The organism is Curtobacterium sp. MCLR17_036, from assembly GCF_003234445.2.
Classification (GTDB): Bacteria; Actinomycetota; Actinomycetes; order Actinomycetales; family Microbacteriaceae; genus Curtobacterium.
This window is the reverse complement of the sequence record NZ_CP126269.1, coordinates 132,106-153,356: the sequence shown is the minus strand read 5'-3', so window position 1 is coordinate 153,356 and position 21,251 is coordinate 132,106. Positions and strand designations below refer to the sequence as shown.

19 protein-coding genes are annotated in these 21,251 nt (G+C 69.8%); 5 read left to right on the top strand and 14 right to left on the bottom strand.

Going from position 1 to position 21,251, the window contains the following annotated elements; translation table 11 throughout:
- Nucleotides 1-12: 12 nt before the first annotated feature.
- From DEI99_RS00775 to DEI99_RS00730, 11 genes are all read right to left on the bottom strand, one after another.
- On the bottom strand, nucleotides 13-2,760 hold the full coding sequence (locus DEI99_RS00775) for a DUF4135 domain-containing protein (RefSeq protein WP_111041706.1): 2,748 nt from the start codon (nucleotides 2,758-2,760) through the stop codon (nucleotides 13-15).
- A 155-nt stretch (nucleotides 2,761-2,915) separates the two neighbouring features.
- Nucleotides 2,916-3,119 (bottom strand): class II lanthipeptide, LchA2/BrtA2 family, encoded by a 204-nt coding sequence (locus DEI99_RS00770; RefSeq protein WP_111041707.1) that lies wholly within the window; start codon nucleotides 3,117-3,119, stop codon nucleotides 2,916-2,918.
- 112 nt (nucleotides 3,120-3,231) lie between these two features.
- Complete coding sequence (locus tag DEI99_RS00765) at nucleotides 3,232-6,225, bottom strand: type 2 lanthipeptide synthetase LanM family protein (RefSeq protein WP_146247108.1); 2,994 nt, start codon at nucleotides 6,223-6,225, stop codon at nucleotides 3,232-3,234.
- A gap of 56 nt (nucleotides 6,226-6,281) precedes the next feature.
- A complete protein-coding gene (locus DEI99_RS00760) occupies nucleotides 6,282-6,458 on the bottom strand; it encodes a lichenicidin alpha family lanthipeptide (protein WP_181434431.1) in 177 nt (58 codons plus the stop codon).
- 250 nt (nucleotides 6,459-6,708) lie between these two features.
- The gene (locus DEI99_RS17225; RefSeq protein ID WP_220037144.1) at nucleotides 6,709-7,071 is read right to left on the bottom strand and encodes a DUF6183 family protein; all 363 of its coding nucleotides are present in this window, start codon (nucleotides 7,069-7,071) and stop codon (nucleotides 6,709-6,711) included.
- 67 nt (nucleotides 7,072-7,138) lie between these two features.
- Entirely contained in the window at nucleotides 7,139-8,461 is a 1,323-nt protein-coding gene (locus tag DEI99_RS00755) for a family 1 glycosylhydrolase (RefSeq protein WP_111041710.1), read from the bottom strand.
- Nucleotides 8,458-9,378, bottom strand: a complete 921-nt coding sequence (locus tag DEI99_RS00750; RefSeq protein WP_220037145.1) for a carbohydrate ABC transporter permease — start codon at nucleotides 9,376-9,378, stop codon at nucleotides 8,458-8,460. The genes DEI99_RS00755 and DEI99_RS00750 overlap by 4 nt, the downstream gene beginning before the upstream one ends.
- Nucleotides 9,368-10,201 carry a carbohydrate ABC transporter permease gene (locus DEI99_RS00745; protein ID WP_111041711.1) on the bottom strand — a complete coding sequence of 278 codons (834 nt, stop codon included), beginning with the start codon at nucleotides 10,199-10,201 and terminating at the stop codon, nucleotides 9,368-9,370. Before DEI99_RS00745 ends, DEI99_RS00750 begins: the two co-directional genes overlap by 11 nt.
- A 185-nt stretch (nucleotides 10,202-10,386) precedes the next feature.
- Nucleotides 10,387-11,649: a sugar ABC transporter substrate-binding protein gene (locus tag DEI99_RS00740; RefSeq protein ID WP_111041712.1), complete on the bottom strand. Its 1,263-nt coding sequence runs from the start codon at nucleotides 11,647-11,649 to the stop codon at nucleotides 10,387-10,389.
- Nucleotides 11,650-11,779: 130 nt separating this feature from the next.
- Complete coding sequence (locus tag DEI99_RS00735; protein ID WP_111041713.1) at nucleotides 11,780-12,829, bottom strand: LacI family DNA-binding transcriptional regulator; 1,050 nt, start codon at nucleotides 12,827-12,829, stop codon at nucleotides 11,780-11,782.
- Between the two features lie 135 nt (nucleotides 12,830-12,964).
- Nucleotides 12,965-14,851: an arabinofuranosidase catalytic domain-containing protein gene (locus tag DEI99_RS00730; RefSeq protein ID WP_111041714.1), complete on the bottom strand. Its 1,887-nt coding sequence runs from the start codon at nucleotides 14,849-14,851 to the stop codon at nucleotides 12,965-12,967.
- Nucleotides 14,852-15,028: 177 nt separating this feature from the next.
- Here DEI99_RS00730 and DEI99_RS00725 point away from each other — a divergent pair, with 177 nt between their 5' ends.
- Complete coding sequence (locus tag DEI99_RS00725; RefSeq protein WP_111041715.1) at nucleotides 15,029-15,448, top strand: BLUF domain-containing protein; 420 nt, start codon at nucleotides 15,029-15,031, stop codon at nucleotides 15,446-15,448.
- Between the two features lie 126 nt (nucleotides 15,449-15,574).
- On the opposite strand, the gene DEI99_RS00720 is transcribed toward DEI99_RS00725, so the two are convergent.
- Both DEI99_RS00720 and DEI99_RS00715 read right to left on the bottom strand, forming a co-directional pair.
- Nucleotides 15,575-16,561, bottom strand: coding sequence for a signal peptidase I (locus tag DEI99_RS00720; protein ID WP_111041717.1), 987 nt, complete (start codon nucleotides 16,559-16,561; stop codon nucleotides 15,575-15,577).
- A gap of 23 nt (nucleotides 16,562-16,584) precedes the next feature.
- On the bottom strand, nucleotides 16,585-17,187 hold the full coding sequence (locus tag DEI99_RS00715) for a hypothetical protein (protein ID WP_111041718.1): 603 nt from the start codon (nucleotides 17,185-17,187) through the stop codon (nucleotides 16,585-16,587).
- A 116-nt stretch (nucleotides 17,188-17,303) separates the two neighbouring features.
- Between DEI99_RS00715 and DEI99_RS00710 the strand changes: the two genes are divergently transcribed.
- Both DEI99_RS00710 and DEI99_RS00705 read left to right on the top strand, forming a co-directional pair.
- Complete coding sequence (locus tag DEI99_RS00710; RefSeq protein WP_111041719.1) at nucleotides 17,304-17,777, top strand: MarR family winged helix-turn-helix transcriptional regulator; 474 nt, start codon at nucleotides 17,304-17,306, stop codon at nucleotides 17,775-17,777.
- Nucleotides 17,778-17,891: 114 nt separating this feature from the next.
- Complete coding sequence (locus tag DEI99_RS00705) at nucleotides 17,892-18,461, top strand: GNAT family N-acetyltransferase (protein ID WP_111041720.1); 570 nt, start codon at nucleotides 17,892-17,894, stop codon at nucleotides 18,459-18,461.
- On the opposite strand, the gene DEI99_RS00700 is transcribed toward DEI99_RS00705, so the two are convergent.
- Entirely contained in the window at nucleotides 18,462-18,863 is a 402-nt protein-coding gene (locus DEI99_RS00700) for a hypothetical protein (RefSeq protein WP_111041721.1), read from the bottom strand.
- Between the two features lie 733 nt (nucleotides 18,864-19,596).
- Here DEI99_RS00700 and DEI99_RS00695 point away from each other — a divergent pair.
- Both DEI99_RS00695 and DEI99_RS00690 read left to right on the top strand, forming a co-directional pair.
- Nucleotides 19,597-19,872 carry a hypothetical protein gene (locus DEI99_RS00695; protein ID WP_111041722.1) on the top strand — a complete coding sequence of 92 codons (276 nt, stop codon included), beginning with the start codon at nucleotides 19,597-19,599 and terminating at the stop codon, nucleotides 19,870-19,872.
- A gap of 14 nt (nucleotides 19,873-19,886) precedes the next feature.
- Nucleotides 19,887-20,528 carry a hypothetical protein gene (locus tag DEI99_RS00690; RefSeq protein WP_146247109.1) on the top strand — a complete coding sequence of 214 codons (642 nt, stop codon included), beginning with the start codon at nucleotides 19,887-19,889 and terminating at the stop codon, nucleotides 20,526-20,528.
- Nucleotides 20,529-21,251: the final 723 nt, after the last annotated feature.

The window sequence follows — 21,251 nt, the reverse complement described above, 5'->3', positions numbered from 1 at the left end:
GAACCGCGGCCTTCATCGCGTCCCTCCCAGCAGCGCCGGGAGCGGGAGCCCGTCCCGCACAGCGCGCCACCCTGCTGCACCGAGGAAGAAGGAGTCCAGCCGGGGTGCGCCGAGCAGTCCCGATCGGGGGACCCCGGACCGTGCCGCACGGACGAGGCGGTCAGCGTGGTCCGTGAGGTCGGGGAGGGCGAGGCGCTCCCCCAACCCGGCGAGCACCGCCGCCGTCCCCGCGACACCGTGGCAGAGACTGACGTCGACGTCCTCACCCGCGACGGTCGGAGAGACCGACCGGAGCAGCTCCAGTTCCGGTCCGAGTTCCGCCACGATCGCGTCGCGGTCGCGGTCGAGACTGCGCAGCACCTGTTCGTGGGCGAACGCCGTGCCGGCCACGCCCTTGCACCACGCTCGACGAGTACGACGATCACGCATGGCGGAGCCGTCCAGCACGACCTCGCGCCAGGAGGAGACCAGGGCCTCGACACGGGCCCGAGTCCCGTGCGGCCACCCCGCCAGGACCGCCGCGTCCGCCACGGCGAGGATCCGTCCCGCGATGCCGTGGGCGAGGCCGACGTCGCCCTCGGGGTGCTCGAGCAACGACGACCCCCAAGCCGCGAGCCGATCGGACAGGACACGTCCGAGCGCGTCCCGGTCGAGTCCGTCGACGTGGTCGGCGTGGACACGCAGCGCACGGAGGTACCCGCCCAGGCCGTTGAGGTGGTCGAGGTCCGGTGGGGAGGCCGACCGCAGGGCCTCGGGTGCCAGCGACGCAGGGAGCACGGGCACCGACGGCACCCGTCTGCCCCGCTGCTGGAGTTCGATGAGCGTCACGGTGTCGGCGAGGATCCCCGTGTAGACCGACAGGTGCCAGGGCTCGATGACGTCGGGATCCGGCAGGACGTGGACCACGGCCCCGCCGACGAGTGCATCGATCTCCTCACCCGGCGCCGTCGCTGCTTCGACGAGCAACTCTCCTCCACCCTCGAACAGGCTGAGACCGATCGGCGTCAGACGCAGACCGTCACCCAGGGCCGTCACGGTCAACCTCGTCGCGGTGCGCCCGTCCGACGAGCAGATCGTCGCCGGCGGCACGAGCGACGGCTCACCCCGCGGAGGGGCCGTCGGGACGTCCCAGACGTCGTCGGCCGCCGAGACCAGTGCGAGCTCGATGAGCCGCACGGCGTCGTCCGGGTCGGCGGACAGGAACCCGTCGAACCACTCCTGCACCGTCGACACGAGGTCCGTCCAGGCCGCACCGCTCACCCGTCGACCGGTTCCGCGGACCTGCATGCCCGTGGATCGCGCCTCGATGTCGAAGGCGGGGACGTCGAGGTCGACCAAGGCGTCGACCTCGGCGCGGTGGAGTTCCGGTGCGGCCGTGTCGGTGGCGGACCGGAAGCGGACCGGAAGCCGCTCGAAGAGCGCGCGTCGCTGGTCGGTTCCGCGGAGGTAGTTCGGGTGCGTCGACGCCTCGAGGAACCGCACGTACACGTACGTCGGTCGCAAGACCTGTCGCACCGTCGACGGCACGAGGTCCTCCAACGCCGCGGCGATCGCCGGCGCTGCAGCGACGAGTGCGGCGCGACCGCGGCGGTACCCTCGCTGGATCGCCGCCGTGTGGTCACGAGCGTCGACCTCACGACCCTGGGAGGTGACGCGGTTCGCAGCGAGCGGGACGGAGCTGGTGGTGTCGTCGAAGCGGATGTGGTCCGTGCCGGCGTCGACGACGTCGAAACCGGTCATCGCGGTCCGCGCCGTCGCAGCGCTGCGCAGACCGGAGATGTCCGAGCCCAGACGCGAACCGGCGAACCGCGTCGGCAGGAGCATGGAGTGCAGTACCGACCGGTCGATGTGGTCGCGGAGCGCCTCGTGCGCGGATACGTCGGTTGCTGCCGGGGCGAGCATGCTCGACACGGTCTCGACGTCGACGACCACCGGGCCGTCGGCAGTCGCGATCAGGTTCTCGAAGTGGAGGTCGGTGCTCCCCAGCGCGTGCGCGAGGCTGACGAGCGCTCCGTAGCGGGTGAACCACCGATCGACAGCATCCGGGTCCGGCAGGTCGTCGTGGGACACGAATCGCTGCCAGGTGTGCGGGCGTCCCGTCCGGTGCAGAGTCGCGGGTGCGACGACGGGTCCGAAGACGACACCGTCCGGATCTGCCAGCTCGAGGACACCGCGGAGGAGCCGGTCCTGGTCGGCGACGGCCGGCTTGTGGACGACGCGATTGCCCGAGGTGTCGGTGACGATGCTCACGGACCGGCCTCCGGCATGCTTGTCCGCGCTCCCGAAGCGGATGGACCGCACGGAGCCGACCACACCCAGTCCCCGCAACGCGTCCTGGTCCTGACGAACGGCGTCGACCACCTCGAGCGCGGCGCGGACGTCGCGTTCGACCGTGAGGTCGAGCAGTCGCGCGAGTTCCGGTGCGCGCTCTTCCACCGCTCGGACCGCCGACGTCTGCTTGAGCGAGGCGGCGAAGTCCGAGAAGGTGCCTCCGTGCTCGCGGAACTCCGTGATCAAGGTGCGTACCGCTATCCCGTCGAGGTCGCGAGCGATGTCGGCGAGCAGTCCCTCGAGGACCGATCTGACATCGATGTCGGCGCCTGAAGCGCGCAACCCGACCAGGAGCTGGGCCCCCACGGCACGGAGGCGGCGGCGGTGGAACTCTCCGAACCGGTCTGCTCCGGCGGAGACGACTTCGTCGACCATCCGGTCGACATCCGGGTCGTCGACGTGGGTCACGGGGATCAGGAGGACCGTCATGAGCTGCTCCGGGAAGGGGTCGGTCGGGTGTGGTGTCCGAACCGGGTCGCGGTGGCTTCCCGGTGACGGATTGCAGCGCTCGACCGTCCAGGTGACGCACGGGCGCGGCGGAGCGAGCGCGGCGGGGTGCCGTGGAGCGACACCCCGCCGACTGCTCAGCACTTCGAGGTGCAGGCTCCCGTCGGGCAGAAACCGGGGAGGGCGGCGCTGGCGGCGATGATCGTGCCTGCGACACCGCAGGGCACGGTCGTCGTCCCTGCGACGCCTGCGTCGACGCCGTCGTCGGCGAGCAGGACGAGCTCGTCCTCGGCGACGTAGCCGGTGCTGCGGTCGGCGGAACGGAGGTTCGAGATGGTCATGATCGTTCTCCTGTCGTTGTTGTCAGGGCGGCACCGGACGGTGCTGCCCGGCTCGCGACGGAGATCGTCGCGAGCGTCTGCTACCCCGCGGGCGGGGACGTTCGGAGCCGCCTCAACTGAGGGAGAGCACGCTCGGCAGGTGGCGGTCGGCTGCATGGCGCAGCAGCGTCCAACCGATGCCGGCGGTCCCCACCATGAGGCTGTCGGTGTGGTCGTACTTCGAGTCGCGCCGTCGTCCGACGAGGAGTCCGTCGTCGAGGAGGGTCGCGAACGCGTCGTCGACGGTGCTCGCCAGCACGTCGTCCCCGAGCACCTCTGCCGCCTCGGCGAGGATGTCGAGGGTCCCGGCGTCCCCGTGGCAGAGCGTCGGGTTGTTCCCGAGCGCTCGCTCCACGCTGCTGGTGACGAGGGGGCGGAGGAGTGAGTCCGGCACGTGCTCCGGCAGGGACGCGCGCGCTCCGAGCAGCCCGAGCAGGATCCCCGGAGCCCCGTGACACCACGCCCACGATCGCTCTGCGGGGTCGCCGTCGAACTGACGCGGGTACTCACCGTCGTCGTGCCGGGCGGAGACCAGTTCCGCGAGCAGTCGGCCGCCGAGGTCCCGGGCTCGCTCGTCGTCGCGCGAGTCCGCCCAAGCGAGCAGGGGTCGCAGGATCCCTGCCGTCCCGTGCGCGTAGCCGGTGTAGCGAGGGCGACCGTCCGCCGGGATCCGGAGCACCGAGCAGAGCCGTTCAGCGATGACGTCCGTGGAGGGTGACTGCGAGCCCCCCTCGATGTCGAGCGCGGCCGCGAGTGTCCCGGCGAGTCCGCTCGTGAAGTCGGCGGACGTGTCGGTCTGCACCGACTCGGCCAGGCGCTGCAGCAGGACGCCGTCCGCGCCCGGGTCCTGCCGTTCGGGTCGCAGCCCGGTGCCGGCGAGGAGCCGTCTCGAACGGGACAGCGCCCAGACCGTGCCCCCCATGCCGGTCATGCCGCCGCCGGACACCGCTGTCGGGTCCACCTGACGATCGACGAGCTGCCGTTCGATCGGCGCGAAGACCCGCTCGGCGACTGCCGCGACCCGCTCGTCGCCGTTCACCGCTGCCGAGGCGGCGAGGAAGAGGGCGACACCGGTGCTCCCGCCGTACAGGTCGTACCCGAGGGTGCCGGGCAGCCACTGCGCCTGGTCGGACGTCGTCACCTGCGGACCGATCCAGGTGGCCGGGTGAGCGGGATCGGGACTGGAGACGACCGAGTCGGCGATCCTGCTCGCGGCACGGTGCGCTCTCGCCGACGCCTCGCGCCCTCGTCGACGGTTCGGTCGCGCGGCGTCGTGCCGAGTGCCCGTGGCCAGCACGGTGCGCTCGGCCTCGCGGGGCAGGCGGTTCACGAACGCGAGGTCCAACAGTGTGCTCTGTTCCTCGATCGCGTCCAGCTCGAGTCCTGCGATCCGCTGCCGGACGCGCTCCAGGGGACTCTCCACGAAGAACGACGGGACCGGAGCGCCCTTCGCGTTGTGGAGGTCCCGGCCGTCTGCGTCGCACCAGAAGTAGGGGACGTCGCCGTCCAGGAGCTCCGCGAACTCGAGGTCGGCCAGGCTCGTTGCCGCGGCGCCTTCCCGGAGCGCGACCCGGTACATGACCGCGGCACGAGCGCGCTCGTCCTCGAGGAGGTCAGGGTGGGTGGCCATCCGGAGGAGCTGCGCGTAGAACATCGTGGGGGCGTGCACGTAGCGGACCTCGGTGCCCTCGAACCGTTCGACGAAGGCGCGCTGCACGTCGGCTCGACGGGCGGCCGCGCGCTCGAGGGTACGGCGGAAGGCATCGCGGATCGGCTCTCGCACCGCACGGACGTCACCGTCTCGGTCGAGGACGGGGTTGGCGCTGGCGACTGTGGTCGACGCGTGCGCGAGGGTCGTCCGCATGTCGTCACGTCCGGCATCGACGAGGAGGAGGCTCCGGTACGGGCCCGTCTGGCCGGGCGCGTACCCGACCGCGCCGATGTCGAGCGCTTGTTCGCGTCCGGGGACCTTCACCAGGTTCGGCAGGATGCCGATCCCGAGGACGGAGTCGGTGATGCGCGTCTTCGCGACCTTCGACGCGGCGCCGTCGTCGTACGACTCCGCGACCACCGGTCGCGGAGTGAGGACCGTCTCCGTGTCGACCACGACCGCTCGACCGCCCGACGTGATCACGTTCTCGTGGTGCATGTCCGACCCGTTCGCCAGGTGCAACACAGCGGTGAGGGTCCCGATGTCGTCGAGGTACGCGACGTCCGGTGCCCCTGGCGGGTCGGCCTGTACGAACTCCGTGTAGCCGTACCGGCCACGATCGAGGCACCGCAGGGGACGGAGATCGGCGACTCCGAGGTTGCGGAGGTCCCCCAACAAGCCGTTCCACGCGGTGTCCGTACCGACGCTGCGCGGCTTGTACACGACGCGCTGTCCGTCGACGAACTCGACCACACCGACGGACCGACCCCCTCGATGCGTGTCGCCTCCGCCGATGCCGAGCAGGCGGACGGGCGATTCCGGGTCCAGACCAGGGAACTCCCGAGCCAGCGCTCCGCGGTCGGCTTCGATCCGGCGGAACGCTTCCTCGGCTACCCGCCCCGCGCTGGTGACCGCGCGGTGCGCAGCTGCGAGAGCGCCGTCGTGACGGTTCGCGAAGACGGTCACGCCTGCTTCGGAGGTGATCCAGGCCGAGAACTCGTCGAAGCGGGCTTCCGACGTCGCCGCGGAGAGGAACCCGGCATCGCGGCGGTGGTGCAACTCGTCGAGCAACGACCGGAGCAGCGCACTGAACGCCAGACTTCGCTGTCGAGCGACGAGTTCCGACCGCACCGATTCCGGGAGGACAGGGATTCCCCCGTTCGGCGCCCAGACGTCGACGACGGCCTCGATGAATGTCGAGAAGTAGAGGTCGCGTTCGTCGGCGACAATGTCGAGACGCTTTTCTCGGAATGCGGGCGCGAGCCCTCTCCGAGCCGCATCCCGATCGGTACCGGCATTTCCGTCCCGACTCTCCATCAGCTCAGCCAGGCGCTCACCGACCCGGGCCGCCCTGGTCGACTCGGTGATCTCCGGGATGTACACCGAGATCAGTTCGTCCGTCGCTGCGATCGTCATGATCGTCCCCCTCGTGGTGGTCGGGCGCGTGCCGACGTCGGCACGCGCCCGACTGGTCACTTACAGTTCGACTGGCACTCGACCGTGGCGGTGCAGAAGTTGCCGTCGTTGCCGAGTGCCCAGCTCACGCCGTAGCAGCTCAGCGTGGTGACGGTCGTCCCGATCCCCTGGCCGGCCTGCAGGTCGCTCATGCCCTGCTCGTCGATCTCTTCCAGAACGCTGACGTTGCGCATTCGGTGCTCCTCAATTGTCGATTGACAGCTGAGGATGCTGTTCTCCGCCCCCCAGCCGTCGCTTCTTTGCGAACATCCGAGGCGTGCTGCGACGTACAGAAGATGATTCATCCCCCATTGCCGTTCCCACCCCCGGCACCACCGATAATTGCATTCCGGTACCGGACGCGCAAGACGTTGCCACCGGTTGCCAAATCAATGCATCTGCATGGGGCATGCAATGCACACCCATCACCGCACGCGTGCGTATTTATTCAGCGCCCTGCCAGCCGTCAAGTCGGGCAGCATCGGTCCCAGCGGATTCACCGCTCGCGGTGGGCTGAACGGCGGACCCCCTGTACCCCGTTCGGGGGGCGTTGCCGCGGCTACGGTCTGAGATCACGATCGTGTAACGGCACCGTCCGCGCACAGTCGACGCGGGTCGACAGCTGCCCGGGGCCACGACGACGGCGAGTTCCCGTCCGACGTTGGACAGTGACGCCACTCCGGACTCCCACCCGTCGCCGTGATGCCACACCGTGTCCGCTGCGACCGCCCACCAGCGGCGGCGGAGGACGTGGTCCTCGATGGTCTCGAAGTCGGCACTGCTCGGGGCGCCCGCGAGTGCGCCCATCGCCCGCGCGGCAACGGGCGACGGGCGGCCGCAGGGCGGTGCACGTCGGACTCGACCACGACAGCGCTCAGGACCCCGCGGCCCGCTGCACGTCCTCGTCGCCGGCCGCGCACCGCGAGAACGCCGCCGCGGCACCGGTGCGGACCCGTGCGAGCGTGCCGTCGGCCTGTTCCTCGAGCCGGAGCAGGCCCATCCGCCGCAGGTACGGGGTCTTCCGCACGCTCTCGGCGCGTTCCGCGATGAGTTCGGCGGGGAGCTCGAACTCCTCGACGTTCCTGCCGCCGGCCGCGTACGACCAGTCCACGAAGTCGAACATCGGCCACCACGTGAAGCCCCGGACGTCGACGCCCTGCGCCACGAGTCCCTGCACCGCACCGGCTGCGTCCCGCACCCAGGCGGACCGCACCGCGTCGTCGCCCTCGATGGAGGTCTCGGTGACGAGCATCGGCAGCCCGTACCGCTGGTCGAAGCGCCGGACGGTCTCCTCGAGGCCGTCCGTCCACCGGTCGTGTGCGTGCTGCACGACCCGGCCCGCTTCGTGCACGAGCCGTCGGGGTGACAGGTCCGGGTAGTAGTTGACGCCGAGCAGGTCGATCGACACCGCGCCGTCGACCAGTGCGCGCAGCACCGGTGTCGTGGCGCCGTGGGACCGCAGCCAGCCGTGGGCGGGGTGGTCGGCCGTGACGCGACCGAGGACGAGGTCGGTCGGCACGGTGCCGAGCGTCTCGAGCAGCTCGGCCTCCGCCCGGGTCTCGGCCGTGTCGTCCGCGGCTTCGACGAGGGTGCTGGCCTCGACGTGGACGACGACCGCCGCGGGGTTCGCGGCACGGACGGCCCGGACGGTGCGCTGGATGCCCGCGGCGATGCCGAGCACGACGCACGTCCACCCGTCCCAGCCGGTCAGGCCCGGGGGCCACACCCCGCGCAGCCCGGCGAACGAGGCCGTGGTGATGGGTTCGTTGAGCGGCGTGACGTGGTCGACGACGCCGGCGTACCGCGCGGCGAAGGCGCCGGCGAACTCGGCGATCGCATCGGGGTACCGCGGGTCGGCGAACGAGTCGTCGAGCCAGGTGGGTGTGCCGTAGTGCACCAGGTCGGCGATCACGGTGACCCCGTCGGCCGCGGCGTGCGGGAGCCGTTCGTCGAGCACGGACCAGTCGAACTCCCCCGGTGCCGTGTGCACCCGGGGCCAGTCGACCCCGTAGCGCAGCGCTCCCGCGCCGAGTTCGCGCACGGTGTCCAGGTCCGCCCGCCAGGACGCGTCGTGGTCGGTGAGCGCGTGCTCGTCGAGCGGCGCCATCGCGAACCGGGCGGGTGGGTAGACGCAGGTGTCCTCGATGCCGAGCGCCCACGTGAACGTGCCGGGGGCGAAGGCGGACGGGCCGGTCACTTCAGCCCGGACGTCGCGACGCCGGCGACGAAGTACTTCTGCGCGAAGAAGAACCCGACGGCGATCGGCAGCAGCGAGATCACGGCCCCGGCGAGCAGGACGGCGTGGTCCGTCACGTGGGCTCCGCCGAAGAGCGTCAGCCCGGCCGGCAGGGTGAGCATGTCGTTCGAGGTGCTGATGACGAGCGGCCAGAGCAGGTCGTTCCACAGCGCCATGCCGTTGAGGACCGCCACGGTCGCGATCGCGGGCTTCGCCAGCGGCAGGATGACCTGCCAGTAGATCCGCCAGTGCCCGGCACCGTCGATGCGCGCGGCCTCGTCGAGCTCCGGGGGGATGTCGATGAAGAACTGCCGGAACAGGAAGATGCCGAAGGCCGAGGTGGCCCGCGGGATGATGAGCCCCTGGTAGGTGTTCAGCCAGCCGAGGTGGAACAGCTCCACGAAGACCGGGATGAGCGTCACCTGGAACGGCACCATGAGCGTCGCGATGACGAGCACGAACGCGACGTTCCGGCCGACGAACCGCATCCGCGCGAGCGCGTAGGCGCACATCGAGTCGAAGAGCAGCGTCAGCACGGTGGTCACGACCGTGAAGACGAACGAGTTGAGCAGGAGCCGCAGGAACGGCAGCTGCGACCACACCCCCTGGTACCCGTGCAGCGTGACGCTGGTCGGGAACAGCGAGGCGGGGTGGCCGAACAGGTCCGCCTCGGAGCGGAACGACCCGCTCACCATCCAGACGAACGGCACGAGCGCGAACACGAGTCCGATGCCGAGGTACACCCACTTCAGGACGGAGCCGGTGACGACGAGGCCGCTCTGGCGACCGTGTCGCCGCCGTCGGTGGTCGGTGGTCGGCCGGGAGGCACGGGTCGGCTCCGTCTCGGACGGTCGCCGGGTGAGCGCGTCAGTCGACATCGTCGTACCGGAAGAGTCGGAGCTGCAGGACGGAGATGAGCATGATGATCACGAAGAGGACCCAGGAGATCGCCGACGCGTAGCCGGTCTGGTAGTCGACGAACCCGTCGCGGTAGAGCAGGTTCACGAGGGAGTCGGTGGCGAACACGGGGCCGCCGCCGGTCATGACGTAGACGAGGTCGAACACCTGGAACGACTGGATCGTCAGGATCATCGACGTGAAGAGCAGCGTCGGCCGGATGCTCGGCAGCGTGATCCGCCAGGTGGTCTGCCAGCGGTTCGCGCCGTCGAGCTCGGCGGCCTCGTAGCGTTCCGCCGGCACGCCCTTGAGCCCGGCGATGAACAGGATCATCGCGAAGCCGATGCTCTTCCACACCGAGACCAGGATCACGGTCGGCAGGGCGAGCGAGGTCGACTGCAGCCAGGCGACGCTCGGCAGCCCGAGCAGGGCGGTGATGCCCCCGACGAGCCCGATGTCGGGGTCGAGCAGGAACTTCCAGACCAGGCCGATGGTGACGAGCGACACGATCGTCGGGAAGAAGAACACCGACCGGACGATCCGGTTGAGCAGCGTGTCCCACTGCAGCAGGAGCGCGGCGACGAAGCCGAGCACCACGAGCAGGACGACGGAGACGACCGTGTACTCGAGCGTGACGCGCAGGGCGTTCCAGAACTGCGGGTCGTGGGCGAGCTGCACGTAGTTGCCGAAGCCGACGAACTGCTGCGAGACCGCACCGACCGTCCAGTCGAAGAACGAGTAGTACAGCGAGCGCAGGATCGGGAAGACGACGAACACGCCGAGGATGAGCAGCGACGGGGCCATGAAGAGCCAGGCCGGCTGGAAGCGGCGCGCTCGGCGGCGGGTGGGGCGCGCCTCTCCCCACCGTCTCGGCCGGCCCGCCGCTGGCGCGTCGCGCCGGAACCGGCGGCGTGGGCCCAGACCCCGGTCGGAGGCGGGGGCCCCGGCACGCGCCGTGCGTGCCGGGGCCGACCCAGTGGTCTGGTCGGTCACTTGCTGCAACCGGTCAGGCCGTCGATGGTCTGCGCGGCTTCCTTCGTCGCGTCCGCGACGGAGGTGCCGCGGGTGATCTTGCCGATCATCGGGACGTAGGCGTCGGAGTCGACCTTGGTGGCGTCCGGCACGTGCGGCAGGTACAGGCGGGCGTCCCCGACCTGGCTGGCGAAGACCGACACCGTCGGGTCGGCCTGCAGCTTCGCGTCGTCCGACAGATCGGTGCGGAGCGGCGGGAATCCGGTCTGCAGCGAGAACTTCTGCTGCGCGGTCTTCGACGTCCAGTACGCCAGGAACTGCTGCGCCTGCTCCGGGTACTTCGTCTTCGCCGAGATCGACAGCGGCGCGATCGAGCCGAGCGTCGACGACTTGCCGTCGACGCCGACCGGCACCTTCACGATGCCGAGGTCGATGCCGGCCGACTTGTACCCGGAGGCCGCCCACGGCCCGTTGATCTCCATCGCGGCCTTGCCGGCCGAGAACAGCGAGTCGGCCTCGGCGCCGGTGAGGCCGACCGGGCTGACCTTGTCCTTCGCGACCAGGTCGCCCCAGGTCTCGAGGCCCTGGCGCGAGGCGCTCGTCTGCACCGCGCTGCAGCCCTTGCTCGTGACGACGTCGCCGCCCTCGAGCCACTGCAGGACCGGCCACATCTGGATCGTCTGGTTGTCCGCGAGCGCGATGCCGTACTTGCCATCGGTGGTGAGCTGCTTCGCGTCGGCCGCCAGCTCCTGCACGGTCGTCGGCGGCTTCGCGATGCCGGCGTCCTCGAAGAGCTTCTTGTTGTAGTACAGGCTGAGCGTCGCGAAGTTGGCCGGGACGCCGTAGAGCTTGCCGTCGTAGGTGAACTCCTCGACGGTCCCCGGCGCGAAGTCGGACGTGTTGATCTTGCCGTCGCCGCTGCCCGTCATCGTGATCGGCAGCACCGAGTTCGTCTTCACGTACTGCGCGACGGCGTTCGGGTCGCTCGACACCGCCGCGACGTCGGGGCCCTGCCCGGTGAGCCAGGCCGACGGCAGCTTCTGCTGGATCGTGTCCCACGGCTGGACGGTCATGTCGACCTTGATCTTCGGGTGGGTCTTCTCGAAGTCCTTGACGATCGTGGCGTAGCCGGGGCGGTCGCCACCGGTGAACCCGGTCCAGACCTTGAGGGTGACGGGTCCGTCGGTGTCCGCGGACCCGCCGGCCGAGCAGCCGGACAGGACGAGGGCGATGGCGGCGGCACCGGAGACGACCGCGAGGGTCGTGCGTGCGTGCTTCATGGTCGAACGCTCCTTTGCGTTGCAGGTGGGTGCGCGGGTCGGTGTTCGGTGTCGATCGGCGCTGTGGTGGTGCGGGTCGGGTGGTGTGGGATCGGGTCGTGCTGGTTCGGGTGGTGCTGTCGGGAGCGGCTCAGCCGGTCGGCTGCTCGCGGTCGTCGTCGCACCCGCAGGATCCGCGGAGGACGACCTCGACGGGCAGCTCGGTGTGCTGCCCGGTCGTGCTGGGGGTCCGACGGTCGACGAGGTCGAAGAGGCGCTCGGTGGCGATGCGTCCCATCTCCTCGGCGGGCACGCGGACGGTGGTGATGCCGGGGGTCGTCACGCGGGCGAGGCCGAAGTCGTCGAAGCCGACGACCGAGACGTCCTCGGGGACGCGGACACCCGCGCGACGCAGGACCCGGAGGCCCCCGACGGCCATGTCGTCGTTGGCGAAGACGATGCCGTCGTGGTCGGCCCCGCTCGCGAGGGCCTGTTCGACCGCCGCGGCACCGGAGGCCTCGGACAGGTCGCCCTCGACCACCGTGACGTCGGTCAGACCGTGCTCGTCCGCCGCGCGGAGGAACCCGTCGCGACGGTCGATGCCGGTCTGGTGGTCGAGCGTGCCGGTGACGTGCAGCAGCCGGCGGCGGCCGTGCACGGTGACCAGGTGCTCGACGAGTCGCTCGGTCGCCGCGACGTCGTCGATGCCGACGGAGACCGCCCGGTCGAGGTGCGGGTAGTTGCCGATGAGCACCACGGGCAGCCCGCTCGCGACGAGCGTCTGCACGTGGTCGTCGTCGATCGCGGCGCTCGTGACGATCGCGCCGTCGGCCGTCCGCGACCGCATGACGCGCTCGTAGGCGACGCTGCCCGAGGACGTGTCGGCGTTCGTCGAGACGATCACCTGGGCGTCGTGCGCGTTCGCCGCGGTCGACATGCCGGTCAGGACGTGCATGAAGTACAGGTGGCCGAACACGTGGGTCGACGAGTTCGGCACGATGAGCGCCACGGCGTCGGCGCGCTGGCTGCGGAGCGCCCGACCGGCGGAGCTCGGCACGTACCCGAGCTCGTCGGCCGCCTGCTTGACGGCGGCCCGGGTCCGTTCGCTGATCCGCTCGTGGCCGGACAGCGCCATGCTCGCGGCGGCCGAGGTGACGCCGACCGCAGCGGCCACGTCCTTCAGGGTCACGGACTTCGGCACGAGCGCCTCCTCGGGTTGTTTTATCGATTAACCGGTCTGCACAGCATGCACCTGCTGAATCGATTGAGCAAGCGGTGCGTGTGGATCGGACAGGAGGCGCGTGGCGGGGCCGCCCCGTGCCTCCTGTCCGGTGGATCAGTTGAAGCGGAACACCTGCGGCGCCTGCCCGTTGCAGTCGTACAGCTGCAGGGCGGTGCCGTTCGCGGTGTTGCCCGACGGCACGTCGAGGCACCGGCCGGACTGCGGGTTCAGCACGGACCCGTTCGCCTGCGGCACCCACTGCTGTCCGCCGACGCCGTTGCACGTGTACAGCTCCAGGTGCGTGCCGTTCGCCGTCGCGTTGCCGTCGAGGTCCAGGCACCGGCCGAGCGTGCGGATGGTGTGGTCACCGGCGTCGTACGCCCACTGCTGGTCGGTCGTCTGCTCGTCGGTCAACAGGGTCTGGCAGTCGTACACCTGCACCTGCTGGCCGTTCTGCTGCAGGTCGTTGCCCGCCACGTCGACGCACTTGCCGCCGATGGTGCCGATGGGGACCGCGGCGACGAACCTCTGCGCGGCGTTGCCGTTGCAGTCGTAGAGCTGCAGCGCCGTGCCGTTCGCGGTGTTGCCCGACGGCACGTCGAGGCACCGGCCGGACTGCGGGTTCTTGATCGACCCGTCCGGCTGCACGATCCACTGCTGCCCGCCGACGCCGTTGCAGTCGTAGAGCTCGACGTGGGTGCCGTTCGCGGTCCCGTTGCCGTTCGCGTCGAGGCAGCGCCCCAACGTGCTCAACGTGTGGGTGCCGTAGACGTTGCCGAGCCAGTGCTGGTCCGCCGCCAGGGCCCGGCAGTCGTACAGCTGCACGACCGCGGTGTTGCCACCGGTGTCGTCACCGGCGACGTCGACGCACTTGCCGCCGGGGCCGGTGATGGACGCGCCGGGTCCCCCGCCGGTCGACACGCCCTGGTAGTTCTGCGCGACGATGTTCGCCTGCACCGCGCTGTCCGCGGCGTCGGTCGAGTACCCCGTGGTCATGACGCCCTCGAAGAACGACTGCGTGCCGCGGTTCGAGTTGTCGCCGCCGGCACCGAGCACGATCGAGCCCTCGAGCTTCATCGGCGTGTAGCCCTGGCCGTCGCCGTCCCGGTCCGTGGGCAGCGCGCCCTCGTACCACTTCGACAACGAGCCGCCCTGCGCGTCCCCGCCCTTCAGCGCGAAGTTCGCGACGCCGTCGTTCTTGAGCAGCGCGGTGACGAACTTGCTCGAGTTGCCGGTGTTCGCCGTGTTGATCGCCGTCTTCCCCTCGTAGACGCCGTTCTCCAGGTCGGCCTGCACCCACGGACCGCGGCCCGCACTGCCCTTGCCGTTCAGCATCGACAGGTTCAGGGCGTCCATGTGCCCCTTGCCGGTGTCCTGCGGCAGGGTCTCGACGTTGCCGAAGTCCGAGCAGCAGCCGTGGTTGACGTTGGTGCCGCTGGCGACCTCGTACATCGACTCCGGGCTGGCGCCGCGGGCGGTGCCCTTCGCGACCGTGCTCGAGATGCGGTAGGCGACCTGCTGCGGCATGAAGACGCCGTAGGCCTTGTGCCCGGCGACCGTGATCGGCAGCGCCGCGGCGTCGGCGGCGTGGTTCGCCGGGCCCGCGTCCCCCGCCCCGGCGACCGTCAGGTCGTTGTGGTTGCTCGTCTGGTCGTAGATCTTCGGGATGGTGCAGGTGGTGCCGGAGCAGAACGCTTCCTGCATCGCGGCGTTCGCGTACCCGCCCGCGGCGAGCAGCCCGACGTTCGTGGTCGCGCCGTCCGAGGCGCGCTGCACCTGGTAGAGCGGGCCGTTGTACGCGGCGAAGAGGGCGCGCGTCGAGCTGTAGGCGGCGACGCACGACGTGCCGGCACTGCCGTACGTGTCGCACGGGCCGTTCGTGGCTGCCGAGGCAGCGCCGGCACCGAACGTCGTGGCGAACAGGCCGCCGGTGACGAGGGCGAGGGCGCCGAGCGCGGCGGCGATGGGACGCCGCCTTCGCGTGAGTGGTCTGGTGTGCATGGTGAGCGGTTCCTTCCGAGCGTCGTTGCTTGCGGATGCGGTCGATCGCGAGGATGCTTAATCGATTAACCGCGACCAGGATAGCGCAGGCCGGGTCGGCGCAACAGTCCGATCGGGCACACGGCACCCACGGAGTTGACTGACCGTCCCGGCACGACCCCCGACAAGGAGCCTCCGATGCTGTCCCTCATCTACTCGAGCCTCGCCACCCGACACCTCGAGGACGACGACCTCGCCGCCCTGCTCGCACAGAGCCGACGCGCGAACGCCGAGAACGACATCACCGGCGTCCTGCTGTTCCGCAACGGCTACTTCCTGCAGCTGCTCGAGGGGCCGGACCAGGCCGTCCGCGACAAGATGGCGACCATCAAGCACGACGACCGGCACACCAAGGTCTCCGTCCTGGTCGAGGAACTCGTCGAGGAACGACAGTTCCCGGAGTGGACGATGGGCTTCCCCGCCGAGGACTCCGACGTCGAGCAGGCCCCGGGCTACCGGACCACCTTCGACGACCTCGACGCCGCCGGCGGCGCCCAGGTGAGCTCCCTGCCGGCGCTGCGCGAACTCATCCGGTGGTTCCGGCCGGCGGCGGGCTGACCGAGCGCCTGCCGTCAGCGCGCTCTGCGGCGGCCGACACGTCGCCGGGGCCCGCTGCTCCTCCGTCCCCGGTCCGGATGCTCGGGCGCACACGGGTGCGGCGGGGCACGGCCGCTGGTCGCGTCGTCAGCCGCAGCTGCTGCGGCCGAAGCCGAGGAACTTGACGGTGACGATCCGGACGGTGCTGTCCGAGGTGGCGGTCCAGGCGGGGGTGAGATCGGTCCGGACACTCACCGTCGAGGTACGCCAGGTGAAGAGGTCCCGGGAGCTGAGCGTGGTGGATCGTGTCGCGGGGGCAGCCGTCGCGGTGGCCTGTCCGTCGACGAGCGTGGTGAAGCGTTCGGGAGCGGCTCCGGCGTAGGCCCAGCCGATGGTGACGGACCCGTCCGGGTTCGAGGTGCACGTCAGCGCACTGACGGGTGTCGCCGTCGCTGCGGTGAGGCTGCCCGTGGGTGCGGCGGTGCTCGCGGCGAAGCTCGCTGCGGCCGCCGGAGCGGGCAGCGCCAGCGCTCCGACCGCAGCGGCGATCGCGAACGCCACGGCGACCGTCGTCCGCGGTCGTCGCGGTGCCGCGCGGTGTCGGGCACGTCCGGCCGTGGGCCCGGTGGGCGTCCGCCCGTCGGCGACGGCGGGGGTGACCGCGAGGGCGGCCAGGGCGAGGAGTGCTGCACCGAGGGCGACGAGCGCGCCGGCGTCACCGTCGGCGGCCCAGCGGACCGGCGTCCCGATCAGCGGCACGCGCAGGTACCCCACACCGAGCACGGCGGAGCGAGTGACGGGGGTGGAGTCGGCGGCGGGGTTCGCGTCGCCCTTGGTCGTGAGCGTGCCATCGTCGTTCAGGGTGTCGAAGCGGTGCATCCGCAGGGTGCCGACGTGGTCGGGGTCGGCGAACAGGAGCACCTGGCCCTTGCGGAGCTCGTGCGGGGTGACCGTCTTGCTGACGACGACGTCGCCGACGTGCAGGGAGGGTTCCATCGACCCGGTCATCACCGTCGTGCTGTGCCAACCGAGCAGCATCGGCGCCACCGCCCAGAACAGCAGCCCGAGCAGGGCCGCGATGACGCCGCGCGCGGTGAGCACCGCCGCGAAGCGGATCCAGGACGACGATCGCATGGTCGGTTCCTCCCGACGAGGGATCAGGAGTTCTGTGCTTCCCAGGTGAAGCCGAGGCTCGCGGTCGCGCCCATCAGTGACGCCGGAGCGTCCGGGGAGACCGTGTACGTGATCTGGAAGGTCTTCGACTCCGCCTTGTCACCAGCCGGCTTCCACGTGCCGATCCCGGTCGCGTAGTTGGTCCGGGTGGAAGCGAAGGTGGCGAGCGAGTCGTTGTACAGGGTGCCGTCCGCACCGGACGCCGCGGTGAAGCCGTTGCACGTGCCGTAGCCGCCACCGGAGCCCTGCTTCACCTGCAGGGTCACGTACGACGCGAGCGCCTTCGTCTGCTGCACGTTCGTCGCGTAGAGCTTCACGGCACTCGGCAGGGAGCCGCTCGAGGTGACCGCGATGCAGTTCGTCCCCGTCGAGCCCGGCTTGAGGTTGGCGGCGGAGAACAGCGCGCCGTTCGAGGCGTCGTTGCTGAGTGCGACCGATCCCATCGACCAGTTGTTGGCGTCGTCCGACGACGTCGCCGAGAACGCCGAGTACGACGCCGTGGACACGGCGACACCGCCGGCGATGAGCGCCGCAGGGATGACGGCGAGGGTGGCGAGACGAGCAAGGGTGCGGTTCGGGCGACGCATGGGGTTCCGTTCAGAGCAGGTTCAGATGGCTCGTTTTTCGAGCCATCTGAACCATACGCCTCAATTTTCGATCATGTCAATCTTCGTGCCAAACGATTCTCGTCTAGACTCGCCGCATGCCTGCCGCCCCGTCCGGGACATCCCGCGATGACGACCGCCTGCTCGACGACGCCGTGGCTGCCTTCTACGCAGCCCAGGTGGAGCACGCCCACCTCATCCAGCACCTGGCGGTCGCGCACGGCTTGAACCCGGTCGACCTGCGAGCGCTGAAGTTCCTGGGTGCGCTCGACGAGGACCGCACCCCGAAGGAGCTCGGCACCTACCTCGAGATGGGGACCGGTGCCGTCACCGCCCTGCTGGACCGGCTGACGCGACGAGGCTTCCTCGACCGGGTCCGCAACCCCGACGACCGGCGCAGCGTCCGGATCGAGCTGTCCGCGAACGGCTTCGCGATCGTGGGCGCCCTGCGCTCGGCGTACCGCGAGGCACTGCAGCGCTCACTGCCGCGGGAGAGCACGGAGATGTTCATCGACTTCTCCGGCCGGGTCGCCACCGCGTTCGCCGACATCGCCGTCGAGGACCAGCAGTAACCGACGGCGGCCGGCAGTCGGACCGTGCCCGCGTCCGAGGAGCAGCCGTGACGCACGGTCGCTCCTGCCGACCGTTGCGCGGTCGGCGCGCACGGCTCCTGGCAGGGTGACGGCGTGCGCACCACTCCTTGGCCCGCTCGGAGCGGGGCTCTCGTCCTCCGCGAGCCTCGCCCCGGTGACGCAGCCCAGCTCGTCGCCCTGCGGAACGACCCGGTCGCCAACCGCTTCATGCTCCGCACGCACGTCGACCCGGACGCGTACGCCAGGGAGTGGGCGAGCATCCCCGACAGCGACACCGACTACTCGTGCACCGCCGAGCTGGACGGTCGGCTCGCCGGCCTGGGGTTCCTCGACGTCACCGACGGACTCGGGCAACCAGGGATGCCGCAGCACACGCAGGGCGTCATCGGCTACATGCTGCGACCCGACCTCGTCGGACGAGGACTGGGAACCGCCCTGGCGCGCGGTCTGCTGACCGCAGCGTTCGACGTGCTCCGGCTCCGGCGCGTCACAGCGAGCTGCAACGCAGACAACATCGCCTCAGTCCGGGTCCTCGAGAAGATCGGCATGCGACGCGAGCACCACGGCATCGAGGACTCCTGGCACGCCGACCTCGGCTGGGTCGACGGCTACCAGTACGCCGTCCTCGACCGCGAGTGGGCCGCCGCGCGACCTGTCCGCTGATCAGCCGTCGGGATGCCGCCGGCGAGGTCGCGTCGCTCCGGCAGACCTCCAGAGCGGCCGGGCGGTGAGCAGGAGGAACAGCAGGAACGCCGGCTGCGTGACGAGCCCGGGCCCGGCGAGTGCAGGATGTGCGAACGCCGCCGACCAGTTGACCAGGACGTCCGCGACCATCGTGGTCACTCCACTGAGGACACCGGCTCGGCGCCTGACGAGGAGCAGCACGACGATGACGGGATCGACGACGGTGAGTGCGACCCAGAACCACCGGACCGGCTCAGGTGCGTCGGCGTAGACGCCCATGCCCGCGGTGATCAGCTCGAACAGGTGCGTCGCGGCCCCGATGCCGAAGCCGAGCACCCAGACCGCGGTGACGAGCGCGAGGCGTCGTCTGTATCGTCCCATGTCCGCCGCCCCCACTCGTGCAGCGTACGAACGACTGCTGGTGTTCGACAGCCCGTTTACTGCCGGTCGTGGCTCCGCGTCCCGCGGCACCGCCCTCGCAACGGGGTCCCCTCGGGCCCACCCGAAAACAACTGCGAGCAGCAGGACCGACACGGCCCCGCGGTCGCAACCGCCGGACTTGCGCGCGGGTCGAAGCTCGGGTCGGCGACTGACTTATTCGGTCCAACGCTTGCTGAACGTCCCGTTCACCTGTCGGCCGTCGGCCGTCGGCCATCGGCCATCGACCATCGACCATCGAGACAATCGCTGGATGCATCGGCTCGTGTGCTCGATCGCGATTTTGAACCTTGCAGGGTGGCGGCACGCAAACCAAAAGCAAGTCGGCATCCAGCGAACGCCGGTGACGGCCGAGGCTGGTCAACAGACCGTTAGGTTGAGCCCGTGAGGGGTCCGGCCGGCGGCGGCCTCGGATAGTGGGCGGCGATAGTTCGTCGGTGTTACGCATCTGACGGCTAGTCGCTGTCCGCGGCCCGGTACCGTGAAGCCGAGAACCGAGGAGGGGTCCGTGAGCGCGGTGGGGTACCTGTGGATGGCGGCGTCGCCAGCGCCGAGTTCGGCTCTGACACCGCCCGCCGCTTCGTGCCCGTGCGTTACCTCGACGCCCAACCCCGCGCCTGGCATCGGGGACACCGTCGCGATGGCTGCCCCGTGGCAGTGGACGTTGCCGTTACTCGTGACAGTCCTGCTCGGTGCCGCGACCGCTGCCGGCATCATCTGGACGATCGTGCAGCGGCACCGCTCCGACCGTCGGCAGCAGCTGTGGAACCGGATGCAGTGGGCGCTCGAGGCGGCGACGAGCGAGGTCGAACCGCGCGCTTTCGTCGGGGCACTCGCGATCGAGCACCTGCTTGAAGCTGACGAGCACTCCGCCAAATCGGGCGGTCCACCGATCAAGATGACGACGTACGATGTCGAACTACTGAACCGGACCTTCAAGGGCCTGGACTAGGAGGCGGTGACCCGATGGCGACGAGACTTCAGATCGCACGTGCGCGCGCTCGGGTGGCACTCGCGCGCCGCACTGGTGAATCGGTCAGCGACGAAGTGCTCGAGCTCTCCAGGATAGATCTTGCCGACGCCGAGAAGCCGGCCAAGGACCGGGACCAAGCTGGACTGTCCGAGCCGTCACGGGACCCGAGAATCGACCAGCCTGTCGTGAACCCTGCTTCCGATGGACCGGCACAACGGAAGCACGTGAACGTCTGGACTGGCTCATTGCACGAGCGGCTCGTAGACGGCATAGGAATTGAGAACGACGCGACAATCCGAACCGTCGAGGACATCGTCAGCGGCCCGGCAAATGGCATCGACGAATTCGCCGTGTTGCCTTATCACCTCCGCTCGAGCCGGATTGACCGGCACGAGCACGAGGCCCTTGGAATGAATGCGTCGTGGCTGCGTCAGGGCAACCCGTTCGTCTTCACACCCGGCGAGCTCGGACACGAGCCTCGGATCGGCGCAGGGCTGTTCCGACGGCACCCGTCGGAGACAGTGCGGCATTTGAATCTCGGTCTGAGCATCATCGTCGTCCACGAGGGCCGTGTCACGCCAATCGGTGACGTCGACGGCATTCCGCCGGCGGGATCGCAGCAGAGCAAGACCTAGCCTTAGAAGAACAGAAAGCCCGCAGCTCCGAAGAGCGCGGGGTTCTGTCATCTCAGGTCCGCGGCCGACCATGCCGCTGAGCTCAGGAGCTGGCGCTACCTTGCTGTGATGCGTTCTCGGTGGTGCGGTACGAGTCGTACGGGGTGGGTGTGAGCTCGCCGCGAGATACCCCGCCTCAAATGATTAATATCGGACTGATTACGGCAAAGTTGCTATAAAAAACAAACCGCCGCGCGCGACCATTCAGAGCTCGGAACGAACAAGCCTGCAGCCAGTGGCCGCGGCCAGTGTCTGAAGCCAGCGCTACAGCTGCTCCGCTCGTTGCCGACTCAACGCAGAGGTAACATTATCGAGGTCATCGGGGGACGACGCGGCGTAGATGACGAGCGTCACCTTGGTCGACTTGTGACCCAGCATCCGCTGGATCACCTTGACGTTGGAATCGGCACTGATCGCGAACGCCGCCGCGTCATCGTGATCCGTCGGAAGTCGACCCAACAAGCATCGCCCCACCGTGGGCTGACAAGATCGATATACATGGCACCGACCATGAAGGAGTCGCAGCGGTCCGAGCTACACAAGACGATCTCGCGGATCGCGAACCATCTCCGCGGCTCCGTGGAAGGGCGGAACTTCAAGTCCTACATCCACGGCGACATGGTTCATCTCGGGTCCTCGAGCCTGAAAGGTCTAAACTGCGGGCCGCCAAGTTAGCGCTCTAAT

Excerpts from the sequence above, each read along its gene's own strand:
- DEI99_RS00740 (WP_111041712.1), bottom strand. The coding sequence starts at position 11,649 with ATGAAGCACGCACGCACGACCCTCGCGGTCGTCTCCGGTGCCGCCGCC.
- DEI99_RS00760 (WP_181434431.1), bottom strand. The coding sequence starts at position 6,458 with ATGCGCAACGTCAGCGTTCTGGAAGAGATCGACGAGCAGGGCATGAGC.
- DEI99_RS00775 (WP_111041706.1), bottom strand. The coding sequence starts at position 2,760 with ATGACGGTCCTCCTGATCCCCGTGACCCACGTCGACGACCCGGATGTC.
- DEI99_RS17225 (WP_220037144.1), bottom strand. The coding sequence starts at position 7,071 with ATGGGCGCACTCGCGGGCGCCCCGAGCAGTGCCGACTTCGAGACCATC.
- DEI99_RS00745 (WP_111041711.1), bottom strand. The coding sequence starts at position 10,201 with ATGGCCCCGTCGCTGCTCATCCTCGGCGTGTTCGTCGTCTTCCCGATC.
- DEI99_RS00770 (WP_111041707.1), bottom strand. The coding sequence starts at position 3,119 with ATGACCATCTCGAACCTCCGTTCCGCCGACCGCAGCACCGGCTACGTC.
- DEI99_RS00715 (WP_111041718.1), bottom strand. The coding sequence starts at position 17,187 with ATGCGTCGCCCGAACCGCACCCTTGCTCGTCTCGCCACCCTCGCCGTC.
- DEI99_RS00730 (WP_111041714.1), bottom strand. The coding sequence starts at position 14,851 with ATGCACACCAGACCACTCACGCGAAGGCGGCGTCCCATCGCCGCCGCG.
- DEI99_RS00700 (WP_111041721.1), bottom strand. The coding sequence starts at position 18,863 with ATGGGACGATACAGACGACGCCTCGCGCTCGTCACCGCGGTCTGGGTG.
- DEI99_RS00690 (WP_146247109.1), top strand. The coding sequence starts at position 19,887 with ATGGCGACGAGACTTCAGATCGCACGTGCGCGCGCTCGGGTGGCACTC.
- DEI99_RS00750 (WP_220037145.1), bottom strand. The coding sequence starts at position 9,378 with ATGTCGACTGACGCGCTCACCCGGCGACCGTCCGAGACGGAGCCGACC.
- DEI99_RS00720 (WP_111041717.1), bottom strand. The coding sequence starts at position 16,561 with ATGCGATCGTCGTCCTGGATCCGCTTCGCGGCGGTGCTCACCGCGCGC.
- DEI99_RS00725 (WP_111041715.1), top strand. The coding sequence starts at position 15,029 with ATGCTGTCCCTCATCTACTCGAGCCTCGCCACCCGACACCTCGAGGAC.
- DEI99_RS00710 (WP_111041719.1), top strand. The coding sequence starts at position 17,304 with ATGCCTGCCGCCCCGTCCGGGACATCCCGCGATGACGACCGCCTGCTC.
- DEI99_RS00765 (WP_146247108.1), bottom strand. The coding sequence starts at position 6,225 with ATGACGATCGCAGCGACGGACGAACTGATCTCGGTGTACATCCCGGAG.